This window comes from Streptococcus oralis (assembly GCF_019929365.1).
In the GTDB taxonomy this organism is placed as follows: Bacteria; Bacillota; Bacilli; order Lactobacillales; family Streptococcaceae; genus Streptococcus; species Streptococcus oralis_BT.
On the sequence record NZ_JAHZPH010000007.1, the window covers coordinates 50760 to 67285 of the forward strand.

Annotated in this window: 16 protein-coding genes; 1 reads left to right on the forward strand and 15 read right to left on the reverse strand. The window is 42.1% G+C overall.

Features of this window, described 5'->3' with window-relative positions:
* Complete coding sequence (locus tag K1I53_RS08115) at window positions 1-564, reverse strand: TIGR01440 family protein (protein WP_223329010.1); 564 nt, start codon at window positions 562-564, stop codon at window positions 1-3.
* A 242-nt stretch (window positions 565-806) separates the two neighbouring features.
* Window positions 807-1547: a MerR family transcriptional regulator gene (locus K1I53_RS08120; protein ID WP_038804404.1), complete on the reverse strand. Its 741-nt coding sequence runs from the start codon at window positions 1545-1547 to the stop codon at window positions 807-809.
* A 250-nt stretch (window positions 1548-1797) separates the two neighbouring features.
* Between K1I53_RS08120 and K1I53_RS08125 the strand changes: the two genes are divergently transcribed.
* Window positions 1798-3138 (forward strand): sodium-dependent transporter, encoded by a 1341-nt coding sequence (locus K1I53_RS08125; RefSeq protein ID WP_223329011.1) that lies wholly within the window; start codon window positions 1798-1800, stop codon window positions 3136-3138.
* Window positions 3139-3177: 39 nt separating this feature from the next.
* Here the strand turns inward: K1I53_RS08125 and manA are convergent, their stop codons facing one another.
* From manA to K1I53_RS08190, 13 genes are all read right to left on the reverse strand, one after another.
* Window positions 3178-4122, reverse strand: coding sequence for a mannose-6-phosphate isomerase, class I (gene manA / locus K1I53_RS08130; protein ID WP_223329012.1), 945 nt, complete (start codon window positions 4120-4122; stop codon window positions 3178-3180).
* A 119-nt stretch (window positions 4123-4241) separates the two neighbouring features.
* Window positions 4242-5453 carry a 6-phospho-beta-glucosidase gene (locus K1I53_RS08135; RefSeq protein WP_223329013.1) on the reverse strand — a complete coding sequence of 404 codons (1212 nt, stop codon included), beginning with the start codon at window positions 5451-5453 and terminating at the stop codon, window positions 4242-4244.
* A gap of 246 nt (window positions 5454-5699) precedes the next feature.
* Window positions 5700-6278, reverse strand: coding sequence for a DUF3592 domain-containing protein (locus K1I53_RS08140; protein WP_038804409.1), 579 nt, complete (start codon window positions 6276-6278; stop codon window positions 5700-5702).
* 85 nt (window positions 6279-6363) lie between these two features.
* Window positions 6364-6624, reverse strand: a complete 261-nt coding sequence (locus K1I53_RS08145) for a SemiSWEET family transporter (RefSeq protein ID WP_001291474.1) — start codon at window positions 6622-6624, stop codon at window positions 6364-6366.
* A gap of 218 nt (window positions 6625-6842) precedes the next feature.
* The gene (locus K1I53_RS08150; protein WP_223329014.1) at window positions 6843-7190 is read right to left on the reverse strand and encodes a VOC family protein; all 348 of its coding nucleotides are present in this window, start codon (window positions 7188-7190) and stop codon (window positions 6843-6845) included.
* 110 nt (window positions 7191-7300) lie between these two features.
* Window positions 7301-9076: a pyruvate oxidase gene (gene spxB / locus K1I53_RS08155; RefSeq protein WP_000191806.1), complete on the reverse strand. Its 1776-nt coding sequence runs from the start codon at window positions 9074-9076 to the stop codon at window positions 7301-7303.
* Between the two features lie 212 nt (window positions 9077-9288).
* On the reverse strand, window positions 9289-11511 hold the full coding sequence (locus K1I53_RS08160; protein ID WP_223329015.1) for a heavy metal translocating P-type ATPase: 2223 nt from the start codon (window positions 11509-11511) through the stop codon (window positions 9289-9291).
* Between the two features lie 9 nt (window positions 11512-11520).
* Window positions 11521-11892, reverse strand: coding sequence for a cupredoxin domain-containing protein (locus tag K1I53_RS08165; RefSeq protein WP_038804415.1), 372 nt, complete (start codon window positions 11890-11892; stop codon window positions 11521-11523).
* 10 nt (window positions 11893-11902) lie between these two features.
* On the reverse strand, window positions 11903-12298 hold the full coding sequence (locus K1I53_RS08170) for a CopY/TcrY family copper transport repressor (RefSeq protein WP_049485389.1): 396 nt from the start codon (window positions 12296-12298) through the stop codon (window positions 11903-11905).
* A 162-nt stretch (window positions 12299-12460) separates the two neighbouring features.
* A complete protein-coding gene (gene lctO, locus K1I53_RS08175; protein WP_000120736.1) occupies window positions 12461-13597 on the reverse strand; it encodes an L-lactate oxidase in 1137 nt (378 codons plus the stop codon).
* A gap of 245 nt (window positions 13598-13842) precedes the next feature.
* Window positions 13843-14475, reverse strand: a complete 633-nt coding sequence (gene pyrE / locus K1I53_RS08180) for an orotate phosphoribosyltransferase (RefSeq protein ID WP_223329017.1) — start codon at window positions 14473-14475, stop codon at window positions 13843-13845.
* 42 nt (window positions 14476-14517) lie between these two features.
* Window positions 14518-15219, reverse strand: a complete 702-nt coding sequence (gene pyrF, locus K1I53_RS08185) for an orotidine-5'-phosphate decarboxylase (RefSeq protein ID WP_038804435.1) — start codon at window positions 15217-15219, stop codon at window positions 14518-14520.
* A gap of 190 nt (window positions 15220-15409) precedes the next feature.
* Window positions 15410-16525, reverse strand: a complete 1116-nt coding sequence (locus K1I53_RS08190; protein WP_223329018.1) for a cell division protein FtsQ/DivIB — start codon at window positions 16523-16525, stop codon at window positions 15410-15412.
* Window position 16526: the final 1 nt, after the last annotated feature.

Consider the following 16526-nt stretch of genomic DNA (forward strand, 5'->3'; position numbering starts at 1 on the left):
TCATATCTTTCTAATAGAATCTTCTGGATACTGCGCACGCGCACCCCCGATTAGCTTTGGACGACTAGCTAGAGCGGTTACATGGGCATGGCCAATCTCACGCAAAACTGGTCGAATCGGAACCTGCACATGCTTGACATGCATGCCAATTGCGGTATCTCCGATATCCAATCCCGCATAAGCCTTGATAAATTCCACCTCAACTGGATCCTGCATAAACTTGAAGGCCGCCAACTGACCTGAACCTCCCGCATGAAGAGTTGGAAGGACACTGACGATTTCCAGACCAAACTGCTCTGCCACCTGACGTTCAACAACGAGGGCTCGATTGACGTGTTCACAACCTTGAACGGCTAGATGAATTCCTTTTTCCTCTAGGATATCTAGGATGGTCTTCACAATGATTTCCCCAATTTCTTGACTGGATTCCTTGCCTATATGGCCGCCTAAAACTTCACTAGAGGATAAACCTAGGACAAAGAGGCTTCCTTCACGCAATCCAGCCTTTTCCAAAACATCTTCAATTACCTGCTGTGTTTCTGTTTTAATTCTACTTTTGTCCATCACTCTTAACCTCGTTTTTCTCCTACTATCATATCTTTTTTTACTTATTTTATCAAGGCGAACTAATCACTCAGAGTTGACAATGCAAAAACTTTAAAAATGAATTTCCCTTTAGCAACAAAGTAAAGAGTCTGGGGCCAGAATGCTTTCCAAAAAGATAACAACTAAAATGACCTGCTCCCTAAAAAGTTAAACAGAAGATTTAGCTTTTTTAGCGGAGCAGGACAAATCTCCAGCGATGCTTATTTTATCTGAGTTTGAACATAGTGGGTAATGACATCTGATGTGTACTGAGCTGTTCCAGGTCCAAATTTGTCAATATTTTCCTTAAACTCTGGGTTGTAGACGTAGCCTTTGCCGATATGACCGAATACTTCAATAGAGCAGTCAAATCCATAAGTACGGATGGCCTGCAAGAGTTTGGCAGCTTGCTCTTGGTTTTCGGCTGCTGTTGCAGCTAGTCCATTTTTAAGGTTTTGAGCTAAAGCTTGAAAAACTTGGTTAAAAGCGGCAGTAGCCTCATCTTCTCTACCATTTTGGCGTTCAAGCGCTTGGTCCATGACTTCCTGTCCATACTTCTCTACCGCTTCTTGGTGGTATTTTTGATTGTCTTGATAGCTAAATCCAGTGAATTTTTCCTCAATCGTCATTTTTCTTTCTCCTTTTTGTTCTTGAATGGTTTTTTGCAAAGTGGAAATCAAGGTATCCAGATGTTCTCTTTCTTGGGTCAAATAGTCCAACTGCCTAGTCAAATGAGGCAATAAATCTGATGTTTCTCCCTTTAATAGCTCTGCTATTTTTTCTAAAGAAAAGCCTAGATATTTGTAGTAAAGAATAACCTGAAGGCGTTCCAAATCCTCCTGACTGTAGGTTCGATAGCCGTTTTCCGACTTTAAGGGGACCAAAAGTCCTATCTTGTCATAGTGGTGCAGGGTCTTGACAGAGACACCTGAAAGCTGCGCAGCTTCTTTTATGTGGTACATGATTTCCTCCTTACAATCATAGTATATCCCCTCCCCTTAGGTCAGAGTCAAGTGTTTTTGCGAAATTTTTTACTTTTTGAGAACGGTGTGAAAACTTGAAAATGGTTTTCTTGACAGACCTTAGAAAACATGATAGGATAGTCAAGTCTATCAATCAAGCAGAAGGCTCATAGAGAGCCATTGAGAGAAGGCTATTTGACAGCTCAAGTAGCCTTTTCTTATTTTAAAAAACAAGATTGGAGTTTCAACTATGTCAGAAAAATCGCAATGGGGTTCTAAATTAGGCTTCATCCTAGCATCTGCTGGCTCAGCCATTGGACTTGGAGCCGTTTGGAAATTCCCCTACATGACTGCTGCTAATGGCGGTGGAGGCTTTTTACTAGTCTTTCTCATTTCCACTATTTTAATCGGTTTCCCACTCCTTCTGGCTGAATTTGCCCTTGGTCGTAGCGCTGGTGTTTCCGCTATCAAAACCTTTGGGAAACTAGGCAACAATAACAAGTACAACTTTATCGGTTGGATTGGTGCCTTTGCCCTCTTTATCCTTCTCTCCTTTTACAGTGTTATTGGAGGTTGGATTTTAGTCTATCTGGGTATTGAGCTTGGGAAATTGTTCCAACTTGGTGGAACGGGTGATTATGCTCAGTTATTTACTTCAATCATTTCAAATCCAGCCATTGCCCTAGGAGCTCAAGCAACCTTTATCTTATTGAATATCTTTATTGTATCACGTGGGGTTCAAAAAGGGATTGAAAGAGCCTCGAAAGTCATGATGCCGCTACTCTTTATCATCTTTGTCGTCATCATCGGGCGCTCTCTTAGCTTGCCAAATGCCATGGAAGGCGTTCTCTACTTCCTCAAACCAGACTTTTCAAAACTAACTAGCGCTGGTCTCCTCTATGCTCTGGGACAATCTTTCTTTGCCCTCTCACTAGGGGTGACAGCCATGCTGACCTATGCTTCCTACTTGGACAAGAAAACCAATCTAGTTCAGTCAGGGATTTCCATCGTAGCCATGAACATCTCAGTATCCATCATGGCAGGACTAGCCATTTTCCCAGCCATGTCAGCCTTCAATATCCAGTCTGAAGGGGGACCGAGCCTGCTCTTTATCGTCTTGCCCCAACTCTTTGATAAGATGCCTTTTGGAACTATTTTCTACATCCTTTTCCTCTTGCTCTTCCTCTTTGCGACGGTCACTTCTTCTGTCGTGATGCTGGAAATCAATGTGGGCAATATCACCAATCAGGATAACAGCAAGCGTGGCAAATGGAGTGCTATTTTAGGGATTTTAACCTTTATCTTCGGGATTCCTTCAGCCCTATCTTACGGTATTATGGCGGATGTTCACATCTTTGGGAAGACTTTCTTTGATGCTATGGACTTCTTGGTTTCCAATCTTCTCATGCCATTTGGAGCCCTCTGTCTTTCTCTCTTTACAGGCTATATCTTTAGGAAAGCTCTTGCTATGGAGGAACTTCATCTTGGTGAAAGAGCCTGGAAACAAGGACTTTTCCAAGTCTGGCTCTTCCTCCTTCGTTTTATCATTCCTATTATCATCATTGTGGTTTTTATCGCCCAATTTATGTAATCAAAAAGGACTTGAGTCATGAACTCAGGCCCTTTCTTTTTATGGATGGCTAACAATCAATTCCAAACCTTGTCCTTCCAAAGTCCAAGCTTCAACATCACTTGGTAGGATAAAGTGGCTGCCTTTTTGGATTGGATAGTTTTTTCCGTCAACAGTAAGCTGACCTTGACCAGCCAAGACACTAAACAAGCTGTAGTCAGCTGTCTTTTCAAAGTCAACTTTTCCAGTAATTTCCCACTTGTAGACTGCGAAGAAGTCATTAGACACAAGAAGAGTTGAACGCAAATCATCAGCTTTGATAGTTACAGGACGGCTATTAGCAGGTTCCCCAATATTCAAGACATCGATAGATTTTTCAAGATGAAGTTCACGCAAGTTGCCCTTGTCGTCCTTACGGTCAAAGTCATAGACACGGTAGGTGGTATCGCTAGACTGTTGTGTTTCAAGAATCAAGATGCCTGCACCGATAGCGTGCATGGTACCGCTTGGCACATAGAAGAAATCTCCAGCCTTAACTGGCACTTTGGTCAGCAAGGCATCCCAGTTCTTGTCCTCAATTTGCTGCCGAAGTTCTTCTTTTGATTTGGCGTTGTGCCCATATATAATCTCTGAACCTTCATCCGCAGCGATGATGTACCAGCACTCTGTTTTCCCGAGCTCGCCTTCATGCTCTAATCCATAGGCATCGTCTGGGTGAACTTGTACACTGAGCCAGTCGTTGGCATCGAGAATCTTGGTCAAAAGTGGAAATACAGGTTCTGGACGGTTGCCAAACAATTCACGGTGTTCCGCATACAAAGAAGCTAGATCTGTTCCCTCAAAGCGCCCATTAGCGACTTTAGAGACACCATTTGGGTGAGCAGAGATGGCCCAGTATTCGCCAATTTTTTCACTTGGAATGTCATAACCAAACTCATCACGTAGCTTGGTTCCACCCCAGATTTTTTCTTGCATAACTGATTGTAAAAATAATGGTTCTGACATCTTATTCTCCTGTCTATTTTTCTTCCCTCATTATAGCAAAAAGCTTGATCTAATTGAACTCTTTTTCACATCTTATAAAGTAGAGAGAAGATTTTATAAAAATAGTGAACAAATGTGCTCTACTTAATACTTGCACCATTGCTGGCAATGACATCCTTGTACCAGTAGAAGGATTTCTTCTTGCTCCGTTTGAGACTTCCTTGACCTGCATTATCACGATCCACATAGATAAAACCATAGCGCTTGTTCATCTCGCCCGTTCCAGCTGAAACCAGATCGATACAACCCCATTCTGAGGATTCCAGATAGGGATTTTTGATAGAGGCAAAGACATTTCCAGCTGTCAGATCCCTCACTTCTGGGTCGCCTGAAGCCACTCGACTCGCATAGTAAGAGAAGGAAACAAAGTCAACAGTGTGATTCTTTAACAAATCTAAATCTTCTGTCGTCATTTCAATCTTAATTCTCTCACGCTCCCACTGCTTCTTGGCATAGTTTGGGTATTCCCCACGCGCTTGGACGTCAATGAAGAAGTAACTCTTGCGGTCTTGCTCCATAGCTGCCCAGTAGTCTCTCGGATGGGCTGTGTTAGGATAATATTGCCCTGCTGCCAACATACATCCCACCTTGTTTTCTGGATCAATTTCGTGGGCAATTTTAGTCGCCATAGCCGAGGCTACCAGCTCATGGTGGGCTGCTTGGTATTTAACCTGTTCTTGATTTTCTCCTTCTTCAAAACAAATCCCAGCCCCTAAAAAAGGGGCATGCAGAATCATGTTGATTTCGTTAAAGGTTAGCCAGTACTTGACCAAGCCCTTGTAACGGGTAAAGAGGGTGCGACAGAGATTTGCGTAAAAGTCCAACATGCGACGATTGCGCCAACCACCGTACTCCCTAATTAAGTGCATGGGGCAGTCAAAATGCGTGATGGTCACCAGAGGTTCAATCCCATACTTGTGGCATTCCTTAAACAAATCCTCATAAAAGGCTAGACCAGCTTCATTTGGCTCTGCTTCGTCACCTTGAGGAAAAATCCGAGTCCAAGCGATGGAAAGCCGATAGGTTTTAAAGCCCATTTCTGCAAAAAGCGCAATATCTTCCTTGTAATGATGGTACATATCAATGGCTTCCTTCGCTGGGTAAAAATAGCCCTCCTCAAACGAAAACATCTTTTTCTGACCTGTGATAATGGCTTCACGGTCAGGTCCAATGGGGACTACATCGACGTTAGCAAGACCACGACCGTCCTGATTATAAGCACCCTCACATTGATTAGCTGCCGTTGCACCACCCCAGAGGAATCCTTCTGGAAAAGTTAGTTTTTCAGTCATATCTCTATCCACTTTCTTATTTTACTGCTTCATTTACTTATATTATACCCCAATATCCAGACCTTTACTTGTGAAATACTGCGGAATAATGATTCTATTATATGATTCCATTTAATCCGACAAATTTTCAGGGTTCGATTTTTTAAAGAAATCCTCTTCAAAGATTTCTTCAGCAAAAAACGATTCTATGTATAAACATAGAACCGTATGATGGAAAGTTGAGCTTTGGAACAAAATAATCAACTTCTATTTGACAAGATTTGGAAGGACAAACATGATGTAAACAGCTGAAACAAGCATCATTAGAATAAGAAGATAGACTGATAATTTAGTCAGCCATAAAAATCGACCTAGCTTTAACGGTCTTTCCACGTAAGAAAGTTTAGGTTTGTTCGGATCATAGTAAACAGTAACCTTTCCGCCGATTGGGAAGCGCTCCATAAGTGGTGATTTTGTTACAGAAATGAAACTATTTCGCCGTACCTGATACCTTAACACTTGTGGAATTTCTCCATTATCGAAACCTTCCAACTTTACTTCAGAAACGATAGAATTAAGTGGTGTTGCAACTGTTTTTGATACGCTAGAAAGAAATTTTGGTCCCACTACCTTATACTGATTCCCGTCAACAGTGTATTCTACAACTGGGAGACTAACATCGTTATAAAGAAATGCAGAATATCTTGTGATTTTTCCTTCAGTTTTTTCAGTACATTTTTTATCATCTAAATAACTACTAAAAATCAACTCATTGAACATAAAATACGTAAAGGCAGCAAACGCTAATATCATACAGCCAAATAATAAAAAGAAACTCGTCGACATCTTGATTCACTCCTAAACTTTCGTTAGGCTTCTATTTTAACAGAATATAAAAAAGGATACAAGAATACTAACTATTTTAAACTTTTTAAACCAAAGCTGTGATAGCCGTTACTAGGCCAAAAACGATACCTGGCGCATTAGCAGCCGCAAGGGGAATATCTCTTTCTTTCTTGAAAAGACCGTAATAAACCCATAGACTACAGTTGATGGCTGCGACTAAGGGTTGGATGAAGTTGCCTTTTTGACCAGCCAGGTTGTTCATAATTTGTGGGAAGTAAGACACGTACATCATAACAGACATGAAGGTCGCTACCCAACCCAAAATTTTCATTTGTTTTTCAGACATTTTCAAAGCCTCTTTCATTTTTTATGAATCATATTTTATAATCTTTTTTCAAAACAATCAAGACTTTGTAGCTTTTGTTATGAAGATGTAAACTATCACAATCTTGTGATAAGAAAGAGGAAACAGAAAAAGACCGGATTGCTCCGATCTTTCAATAATTCATATTCTCATAATCTGTTTTAAGAATGATTAAGGTTAACATCAAATGATTAAGCGACCTATTTCATACGATAAAAATCAATCACTAAACTAGCTGGACCTTTTACAAGCAAGGATTCTGTCCCCCAATCAGTTACAGCCGGACCGTGTAAAATGTCGGCACCAAGCTCTTTCAACCGTTTGTAGTTCTGCTCTACATCATCAATCTCTATGTGAAGAATGATTCCTGACTGAAAGTTTTCCAAAGAAATCAAATGATTTTGAGACAACATGAGACAATGACTGCCAATCGTGAACTGAGCAAAACTGTCGTCAACATAATCGGCTTTTTTATCCAAAATACGCTCCAAGTCAGCACAGACCTGGGGAACATTTGAAACGATGATATCTAATTGATTTAAATTCATTTACTATCCTCCATAAAAAGACCGGATTGCTCCGATCTTTTCAAGTTCTACTCTAAGAAAATCAAAGAATAAAATCTGCAAAGTTTACATTTGATTTTCGATGAGAGGAATTATTTGATTGCGCGTGATTGCAATCCTTCTTCTTCCAAGAAGAGGCGGAATGGTACGAGTTCTTCTGCTTCGTATTTTTCCTTAAAGGCTTTGATTGCTTCTTCTGAGTGAAGTTTTGGATCGAGTTCAAGTACCTCTACTGGAAGTGGACGGTGTTGAGTGATGTGAGCATCGATGACAACAGTCTTGCCTTCTTTGTTGAGTTTAACAGCTTCTGCAACGACTGCGTCGATGTCTTCGATACGGTCAACTGTAAATCCAACAGCTCCTTGAGCTTCAGCGATTTTAGCGTAGTCAGCGTTAGGGAAGTCACAGCCAAACAAGTGTTTGTTTGTGTCTTCGTATTTGTCCTTGATGAAGGCATATTTACCATTTGAGAAGACAACGTTGATAACTGGAAGGTCGTATTGAACGTTTGTGATAACGTCTGGGTAGCACATGTTGAATGCACCGTCACCCATGATGTTCCATACTTGGCGATCTGGATTGTCTTTCTTAGCAGCGATACCACCAGGAAGGGCAATACCCATTGTCGCAAAGAGTGGAGATGTACGCCACATGTTCTTAGGTGTCATGTGAAGGTGACGAGTAGATGTTTGAGTAGTGTCACCTACGTCGATTGAGTAGATAGCGTCTTGGTCAGCATGTTTATTAATGGCATTGTAAACTTGGTACAATTGCAATTCACCCTCAGTTTTACCTTCGAGTTTGTTCATGTAATCACGCCAGTTTTGGTTGTTCTTCACGTTTGCACGCCACCATGGAGTAGATTCTACTGGGTTTACTTTATCAAGGATAGCTTTCGCTGCTTGACCTGCGTCACCAAGGATAGAAGCGTCAAGGGCATGACGTTTACCAAGTTTGTAAGGGTCGATATCGACTTGGATGAATTTTTCAGTGTTCTTGAAGGCTTCGTAAACTTCAGCAAATGGGAAGTTTGAACCAAGGAAAAGAACTGTGTCTGCTTCAAAGACCACTTCGTTGGCTGGTTTCCAACCAACACGGTAAGCAGAACCTGTCAAACCTTCGTAGTTCCATTCAAAGGCTTCAAAGTTTTTACCAGTTGTGATGATTGGTGCTTTGATTTTACGTGACAATTCAGTAATCACTTCACCAGCTTTAACACCACCGTAACCAGCGTAGATAACTGGACGTTCAGCATTGTTCAAGATTTCAACAGCTTTGTCAATTTCAACTTCGTTCAAGGCAGGAGCGATGAATGAACGTTCGTATGAACCTGAACCGTAGTATGAGTTTTCGTCGATTTCTTGGAAACCGAAGTTTACTGGAATTTCAACAACAGCTGGACCTTTTTTAGAAACTGCAGCACGGCAAGCTTCGTCAATTACTTTTGGTAATTGCTCAGCGTATGCTACACGTTTGTTGTAGACAGCGATACCGTTGTACATTGGGTTTTGGTTCAATTCTTGGAAGGCATCCATGTTGAGTTCGTTAACAGGACGTGATCCAAGGATAGCAAGGAATGGAGTGTTATCCATAGCTGCATCGTAAACACCGTTAATCAAGTGAGTCGCACCTGGACCACCTGAACCAACTGCAACCCCGATTGAGCCGCCAAATTTAGCTTGCATGACCGCTGCAAGAGCACCTGTTTCTTCGTGGCGAACTTGCAAGAAGCGGATATCTTTGTCTTCAGCCAAAGCGTCCATGAGTGAGCTGAGTGTTCCTGATGGGATACCGTAGATTGTGTCTACGCCCCATGTTTTCAATACGTTGAGCATTGCTGCAGATGCAGTAATTTTCCCTTGAGTCATAATGATAACTCTCCTTCAAAATAATTTCATACATTTACAAAAAGCGCTTTTATATGTTGTTTGAAAGCGATTCAGTAAATTTACAATCCTAATTTACCACATTTACTTTGAGTATCCTAAGAATGTGCTCAGAAGTTTGCATTCTCTATTACAGCACAGATTGAAAGCGCTTTGTAGAACTGTTTTATAATAAAAAGCGAGCAAGCTCGCTTTTAGTCTATTTTACTAAAGTTTAGCATGAGTGAACTGGTCAAAACAGATACAGAACTAAAGGCCATGGCTAGACCTGCCAGTTCTGGATTGAGAACGAGACCAATTCCTGAAAAGACTCCTGCTGCAATCGGAATTCCGATGACATTGTAGATAAAGGCCCAGAAGAGGTTTAGCAAGATACGATTGAAGGTTTTCTTGCTCATGTCAAAGGCACGAACAACTCCAGTCAAATCATTGTGAGTAAGAACAATCCCTGCTGACTCAATAGCAATATCGGTTCCTGCACCCATGGCAATCCCCACATCCGCCACACTGAGGGCTGGCGCATCATTGATACCATCTCCGATAAAGGCTACCTTACCAGCCTCTTGCAGTTGATGGATTTCATGCGCTTTTTCTTCTGGCAGAACACCTGCAATGACCTCTTCAATGCCGATCTGATCTGCAATGGCACGCGCCACGCCAGCATTATCTCCTGTCAGCATGACTGTTCGGAGACCACGTTTTTTCAGCTGATTGATAGCGAACTTAGCATTTTCCTTGGGAATATCTTGCAAGGCAAGCAAGCCTTTGATTTCATTATCAACAGCCAAGTACACAACTGTCTTAGCTTCTTTTTCCAGTTCTTCAAGTTTTTCCTGATAAGCACTAGAAATATCCATGCCATCTAGCATTTTAGCATTTCCAAGCAAGACTTGTTTCCCATTGATTTGCCCTGAAACACCTTTTCCATGCAAGGCTTGGAAATTTTCCACAGTATGAAGCTCAAGTCCTGCTTCACTCGCTCGCTTGACAATAGCTTGAGCCAGTGGGTGTTGAGAGGCTTCTTCCAAAGAGGCAGCTAAGCTAAGTACTTCTGTCTCATCGCCAATGATATCGGTGACCACTGGTTTTCCTTCTGTCAAAGTTCCTGTCTTATCAAAGACGAGAGTTTGGATTTTCTGGATTTCCTGTAAGACGGTTCCATTTTTGAGGAGAACTCCTATCTTGGCACTGCGTCCTGTCCCCACCATGAGGGCTGTTGGTGTTGCAAGACCTAGGGCACAAGGGCAGGCGATAATCAAAACTGCCACCCCATAAAGAAGAGAGGTCACAAAGCTAGCCCCAAGCAAGACAAACCAAATCCAAAAAGTCAAAATCGCTAAAATGACAACTGCTGGGACAAAAATTCCTGAAATCTTATCCGTCAAATCCTGAATCGGTGCGCGGCTGGTCTGGGCTTTCTTCACAAAGTCCACAATCTGAGCCAAGACTGTCTCCGAGCCAACTTTTTCTGCCCCAAAAACAAGCGTTCCGCTATTATTGATGGTAGAGCCAATGACGGTATCTCCCACCGTTTTGTCCACTGGCAGACTCTCACCTGTCACCATAGATTCATCAATACTGGAGACACCTTCGACTACAACACCATCAACCGCAATCTTTTCTCCAGGTCGCACTCGAATCAGATCACCTACCTTGACTTGCTCCAAGGGAACTTGAACATAGCTATCATCACGCAAGACTTCTGCTGTTTTAGCTTGCAAATCAAGCAATTTTTCCACAGCTTGGGAAGTATTTTTCCGCATTTTTTCCTCAAAAACCGCCCCCAAAAGAACGAAGAAGAGGATAAATGCAGCACTTTCAAAGTAAACGGGCAGACCAGTGAAGAGGGCAACTAAGCTATAGAAATAGGCCACTAGGGTTCCCAGAGCAACCAAGGTATCCATGTTGGAATTGTGCTTTTTAAAACTAGCCCAGGCGCTTCTGATATATGGAACTCCAGCTACCAGCATAATGGGTGTTGTGGCTAAAAAGGTGCCCCAACGCATGACTTGGTGACTAATTCCTCCTGTAGACATCCCAATCATGAGAATCACAAGAGGCACAGTAAAGATACTAGTAATCCAAAAACGCTGTAAAAGTGACAAAGATTTTCGCGTCTTCTCAACGACGGTATAGCTCCCCTTTTGCATCTTCATGCCACATGAAAATTCATGTTGGCCTAATTCTTGAGGTGTAAAACGAATTGTCTTCTCCTCGTCTACACCGATTGCTTCTAGAATCCCTTCTTCTTCAAAAAGGATTTCCTTGTAACAGTTTGAAGGGGTTGCACGATGAAAGGTAATCTCAGCTGGAATTCCTTTTTGAAGCTGGATATGGGCTGGATGGTAGCCTTTGTCTGCCGTGATACGGATTTTTTGAACACCATTTTCAAGACTTGCTTTTACAATTTCAGTCATATCATTCTCCTATTCTACAATCATCTTACCGTGCATCATATTCATGCCACAAGAGAAACCATACTCTCCAGCCTGTTCAGGTGTGATTTCCACTACATACTCTTCACCCATAGGCAAGTCCGCATGCACACCAAAATCTGGAAAGACGATCTGATCCAAACAAGGTGAAGGATCCTTACGGTCAAAGACGATACGGGCTGGCACTGATTTCTTAAGAATAATCAACTCAGGCGTATAGCCCCCTTTGACTTCCACTCGAATCTCTTGGTAACCCTTTTTTTGCTGGGCCTTTTGTTCAGATTTTTCAGGCTTTTTGAAAAACCAAAACAAGATAAACGCGATAAGGGCAATACAAATAATGGTTACAATACTATTTAACATGACGTCTCCTTTACATACAATTACATCTTACTTCTGTTACAGCGCTTGATTTCTTCTTAGAAATCACTTCTTCCAAGCCTTCCAAGTCAGCCAGAGTAAAATCACATTCAGCAATCAAATCAGCCAACAAGTTCTTAATCCTGCGAGAACAAACCTTGTCCTTGATATCTTGGACAAGTAAATCCCGACTTTGGTCCAAAGTTAAAAGGGCTGAATAGACAAAGAACTTGCCTTCTTTTTTCCTTGTCAGACACTCTTTCTCTACTAAACGAGCCAAAAGAGTTTGAATGGTCGACTTGGACCAGTCAAAGCGCTCCGCCAGAACCCTGATCAAATCCGTACTGGTCTGCTCTCCTTGCATCCAAATAATCTTCATGACCTGCCATTCTGCATCTGAAATCTGCATAATCACACCTCCTAAATCTACGTTTGTCGATTACAGTTATCAGTATATTCCAAAAATCTACATTTGTCAACTATAAAAATTGATTTTTATATAACACTAGAAATGTTAAATATATTCTAAGACATCAAAAACCTCCACATCAGGTGGAGGCCGTCTACTTTATCAATACAATTTCAAATCACGAGGATCGACTGGGAAGGTTGGGTTGTATGGGTTATGACGGAGTTTGAAGTGTTTGACATCCTCAATAGTCTGAGTTCCAGATAACTGCATGACTGTCTTCAATTCTGCATTTAAGTGCTCAAAGACTTGACGCACACCAACACTACCACCAAGAGCCAAACCATAGATCACAGGGCGACCAATAGCTACCAAGTCTGCTCCTGAAGCCAAGGCTTTAAAGACGTGTTGACCGCGACGAACACCAGAGTCAAAGACAATTGGCACACGTTTATCAACTGCTTCAGCCACTTCTTGAAGCGAGTCAAAGGCAGCTGGTCCACCATCGATTTGGCGGCCACCGTGGTTGGTTACCCAGATACCAGAAGCACCTGCGGCAAGAGAACGTTCAACGTCCTCACGGCATTGTGGCCCCTTGACATACACAGGAAGACCAGAGTATGCAGCGATAAATTCGACATCGCGTGGAGATAGGCGTTGTTTGGCTGATTTGTAAACAAAGTCCATTGATTTACCAGCACCTTCTGGCAGGTATTCCTCAACAATGGGCATACCAACTGGGAAGACAAAACCATTGCGCTTGTCGACCTCACGATTGCCCCCTACAGTTGCATCCGCCGTCAAGACAATCGCTTTGTAGCCTTCAGCCTTCACACGGTCCATGATATGGCGGTTAATGCCGTCATCCTTACTAAAGTAAAATTGGAACCAATGAGGTGTTCCTTGAAGAGCTTCCGTAATTTCTGGAAGGTCAACGGTAGAGTAAGAGCTGGTTGTATAAAGAGAACCAAATTCATGCACACCACGCGCAGTAGCTACTTCCCCCTGCTCATTTGCCAATTTATGAGCCGCAACAGGTGCCATAATAATTGGTGAAGATAATTTTTCACCTGCAAATTCAATCTCTGTACTTGGATTTTCAACATCGCAAAGCGTATGCGGAACGATGAGTTTGTGGTTAAAGGCACGGATGTTCTCGCGTAAAGTGAAAGTATCCTCTGCTCCACTAGCGATATAACCAAAGGCAGCTTTAGGAATAACTTGTTGCGCCATTGGCTCCAAATCATAAGTGTTAATAAAATCTACAGGTCCTTCTGCATTGCTTGTTTTATATGACATAAAGTGTCCTCCTTATTAAGTAAGCGTTTACTTTTTCTTACATAAACTATCTTACCTCTTTTTCAGAATCCTTTCAAAAATTTTGTCTGGAGATTTCAAACTGATTATCTGAATATGCCTCAAAAAAGAGAGGACTCTCATTCTACCATTATCCTATATTCATCTTTACCTTTAGGGAGCTTTGTTTTATTGCCCACATATAAAAAATCAGGTAATCCTAGTGACTACCTGATCTTCATTGAGTATTAGGCATCTTGCCAATTTTCTTGGTCTTCTTTGAATCGTTTTAAGAGATCCAATCCCTCTGGTGTGATGTAGCCTTCTTCCTGAGCTAGGTGGATGAGCTCACTGTAGTTTGAGAGAGTCACCAATTTGACACCAGCATCCGCAAAGTTCTTACCTGCTTTTGCTAGTTGATAACTAAAAATAGCTACTACACCGAGAACATCTGCTCCTTCACGCTTGGCAGCTGCCACTGCTTCGAGAACAGAACCACCAGTTGAAATCAAATCTTCTACAACTACCATCTTTTGGCCTTGGGCTACACGGCCTTCGATTTGGTTTCCAGCTCCATGGTCTTTTGGCTTGCTACGGATATAGGCAAATGGTAGATTCATCTTGTCCGCGATGATAGCTCCGTGTGGAATCCCTGCTGTCGCTGTACCAGCAATGACTTCTACCTCTGGAAAGGCTGCTTTGATAGCATCCACAAAACCATTTTCAATCAAAGTTCTAGTTTCCGGGTAAGCTAGGGTCACACGATTATCCGTATAGATCGGTGACTTGATCCCAGATGCCCAAGTGAAAGGCTCTTCTGGTTTGAGATAAACCGCTTGAATTTTCAATAGATGGCTAGCAATGTCTCTAGCAAGTGTCATGGTATACTCCTTCTTATCCTTAAATCTATAATCAAATACGCTTTAGACCCAGTCGCGTGTCCATTCTTCCTTGATAGCATGGTAAGCTGCTACAGGGTCTGCTGCCTGTGTGATTGGACGGCCTATTACAATGTAGTCACTACCGATTTGATAGGCTTGACCAGGGGTCACTACTCGTTTTTGATCCCCTGCTTCAGCACCTGCTGGTCGAATACCTGGTGTCAAGCAGATAAAGTCTTCGTTTGTAGCTTCTTTGATAAGTTGGGCTTCTTGGGCTGAGCAAACCACTCCATCCAATCCAGCTTCAGCTGTTTTCTTAGCATAGTGAATCACTGATTCCTGCAGACTAGTTTGGATATTTTGACAGTCTTGCATCTGCTCTTCGGATGTTGAGGTCAATTGGGTCACCGCGATAAGAATCCCTTGATCACCAAGGCCTTCACGCGCAGCCTGCATCATTTCAAGTCCACCTGCAGCCTGAACATTGGTCATATCGACACCCAGACTTGACAAGATTTTCATTGTTGACTTGACCGTATTTGGAATATCATGCAACTTGAGATCCAAAAAAACACTATGTCCCAATGATTTCAAATAACGCACAACCTCGGGACCTACTGCATAGTAGATCTCCATTCCAACTTTGACATAGAGTTTTTCCTCTGCTGGAAAAAGGGCTAAAAATTCTTTGGCTTCCTCGAAACTTGGAAAATCCAGAGCAATGACTGGGCGACTCTCACGCATTCTTTTCTCCTATTCTTTGCTGACAGTCCATTGCTCAAAAAAAGGAACCTGCTAGCAGCTAGGTTCCACGAAAAACGGGTAGTCTCCACCCTTTCACTGTCTAACCTTAGCTGCCTCTCTGGACTGCTTTAAAAGTTTTCTACTATTCTATTATTTATAACGACACTTGTCAAGTAAAAACTGAAGATTCTTATTCTTGTTTCTTTTCTTCAGCTTTTTTTTCTTCCTGTTTTTTCTTCTCCGCTTCCTTAGCTTCTTGTTTAGCCTTTTCCTCAGCTTCTTCCAAACGTTTATCAGCCAGGCTAGTGCTATAAATTCCTGCCTCCATATCGATGAAGCTCGGTTCTGACAATTGTGGCTTAATTTTGCTGTAATAAGGCAATTTCTTACTCAATTCTGATAGGGGAACCAATATTTCATCTGTATCCTGCATAGTAATTTTTAGAAGATCGGCTGTTGCCTTGCTCGGCGCTAATTCGATTTTCTGGATTTGACTCTTGATATCCTCACTGATGGTAGACAATCCTGTTATCAGCTCTTTCACCTGCTGCTCATCGTTAAAGGTGACTGTTAGGTAGGTCTCAGGCAGATTCAAAAGGTTGACAGGGCTTGAGTCAATTGTTCCACTAGACAGAATTGGATAGTGGTCTTCACCTGTCACATAGTAGCCAACAATCTCAAACTCTTTGACTTCAATCGTAAAGTTTGTCGGAAATTTGTAGTCAATCTTTGCTGACTCGATCCAGTGATTCGACTTGATCTGCTCAGCGTGCTTCTCCTTGTTCAACAACAAAGACAAGGTATAATCACTATCCTGAATGCCAGAAACCTGTTTAATGTCATCCGCTTGGGTCTGGACATTTCCCTTAACCTCGATATGCTTGATAGTCGAAAGAGGGGTCAAGAGATAGATAGAAAGGAGGAGAACCAGAACACTCGGCACCAAGATACTAACTGCCCGCCAAATATGAACGGGAGCAATTTTAGGTTTGGCTGGTTTCTCTGGTTTTTCTTTTTTCTTCTCTTTTTCTTCTTTGACTTTAGGATCATCCTTTTGAGTTTTCTCAGCTTTCTCGGAGGGTTCCTCGCTTGTACTTGAGGCTTCCTCATCTGACTCACTCGAGGATTTCTTGGCCTCCTCTAACATCTTAGAGTTTTCCTCCATTCGAGCTTGTTTTTCCTTTTCCTTCTCCGCAGCTAGAGCAGCTTCCTCCTCAGCCTTCTTTTTCAAATATTCTTGGTTCCGTTTCTGCCATTCAGACAATTCTTGCTTCTGGTTTGATTCTTTTTTCTTATCCTTTGACATT

What these genes read in the sequence shown, in the direction of transcription:
- K1I53_RS08190 (WP_223329018.1), bottom strand. Translation starts at nt 16,525, where the DNA reads ATGTCAAAGGATAAGAAAAAAGAATCAAACCAGAAGCAAGAATTGTCT.
- K1I53_RS08160 (WP_223329015.1), bottom strand. Translation starts at nt 11,511, where the DNA reads ATGACTGAAATTGTAAAAGCAAGTCTTGAAAATGGTGTTCAAAAAATC.
- K1I53_RS08135 (WP_223329013.1), bottom strand. Translation starts at nt 5,453, where the DNA reads ATGACTGAAAAACTAACTTTTCCAGAAGGATTCCTCTGGGGTGGTGCA.
- K1I53_RS08170 (WP_049485389.1), bottom strand. Translation starts at nt 12,298, where the DNA reads ATGCAGATTTCAGATGCAGAATGGCAGGTCATGAAGATTATTTGGATG.
- K1I53_RS08125 (WP_223329011.1), top strand. Translation starts at nt 1,798, where the DNA reads ATGTCAGAAAAATCGCAATGGGGTTCTAAATTAGGCTTCATCCTAGCA.
- pyrE (WP_223329017.1), bottom strand. Translation starts at nt 14,475, where the DNA reads ATGACACTTGCTAGAGACATTGCTAGCCATCTATTGAAAATTCAAGCG.
- K1I53_RS08150 (WP_223329014.1), bottom strand. Translation starts at nt 7,190, where the DNA reads ATGAATTTAAATCAATTAGATATCATCGTTTCAAATGTTCCCCAGGTC.
- K1I53_RS08140 (WP_038804409.1), bottom strand. Translation starts at nt 6,278, where the DNA reads ATGTCGACGAGTTTCTTTTTATTATTTGGCTGTATGATATTAGCGTTT.
- K1I53_RS08145 (WP_001291474.1), bottom strand. Translation starts at nt 6,624, where the DNA reads ATGTCTGAAAAACAAATGAAAATTTTGGGTTGGGTAGCGACCTTCATG.
- K1I53_RS08120 (WP_038804404.1), bottom strand. Translation starts at nt 1,547, where the DNA reads ATGTACCACATAAAAGAAGCTGCGCAGCTTTCAGGTGTCTCTGTCAAG.
- manA (WP_223329012.1), bottom strand. Translation starts at nt 4,122, where the DNA reads ATGTCAGAACCATTATTTTTACAATCAGTTATGCAAGAAAAAATCTGG.
- spxB (WP_000191806.1), bottom strand. Translation starts at nt 9,076, where the DNA reads ATGACTCAAGGGAAAATTACTGCATCTGCAGCAATGCTCAACGTATTG.
- K1I53_RS08115 (WP_223329010.1), bottom strand. Translation starts at nt 564, where the DNA reads ATGGACAAAAGTAGAATTAAAACAGAAACACAGCAGGTAATTGAAGAT.
- lctO (WP_000120736.1), bottom strand. Translation starts at nt 13,597, where the DNA reads ATGTCATATAAAACAAGCAATGCAGAAGGACCTGTAGATTTTATTAAC.
- pyrF (WP_038804435.1), bottom strand. Translation starts at nt 15,219, where the DNA reads ATGCGTGAGAGTCGCCCAGTCATTGCTCTGGATTTTCCAAGTTTCGAG.
- K1I53_RS08165 (WP_038804415.1), bottom strand. Translation starts at nt 11,892, where the DNA reads ATGTTAAATAGTATTGTAACCATTATTTGTATTGCCCTTATCGCGTTT.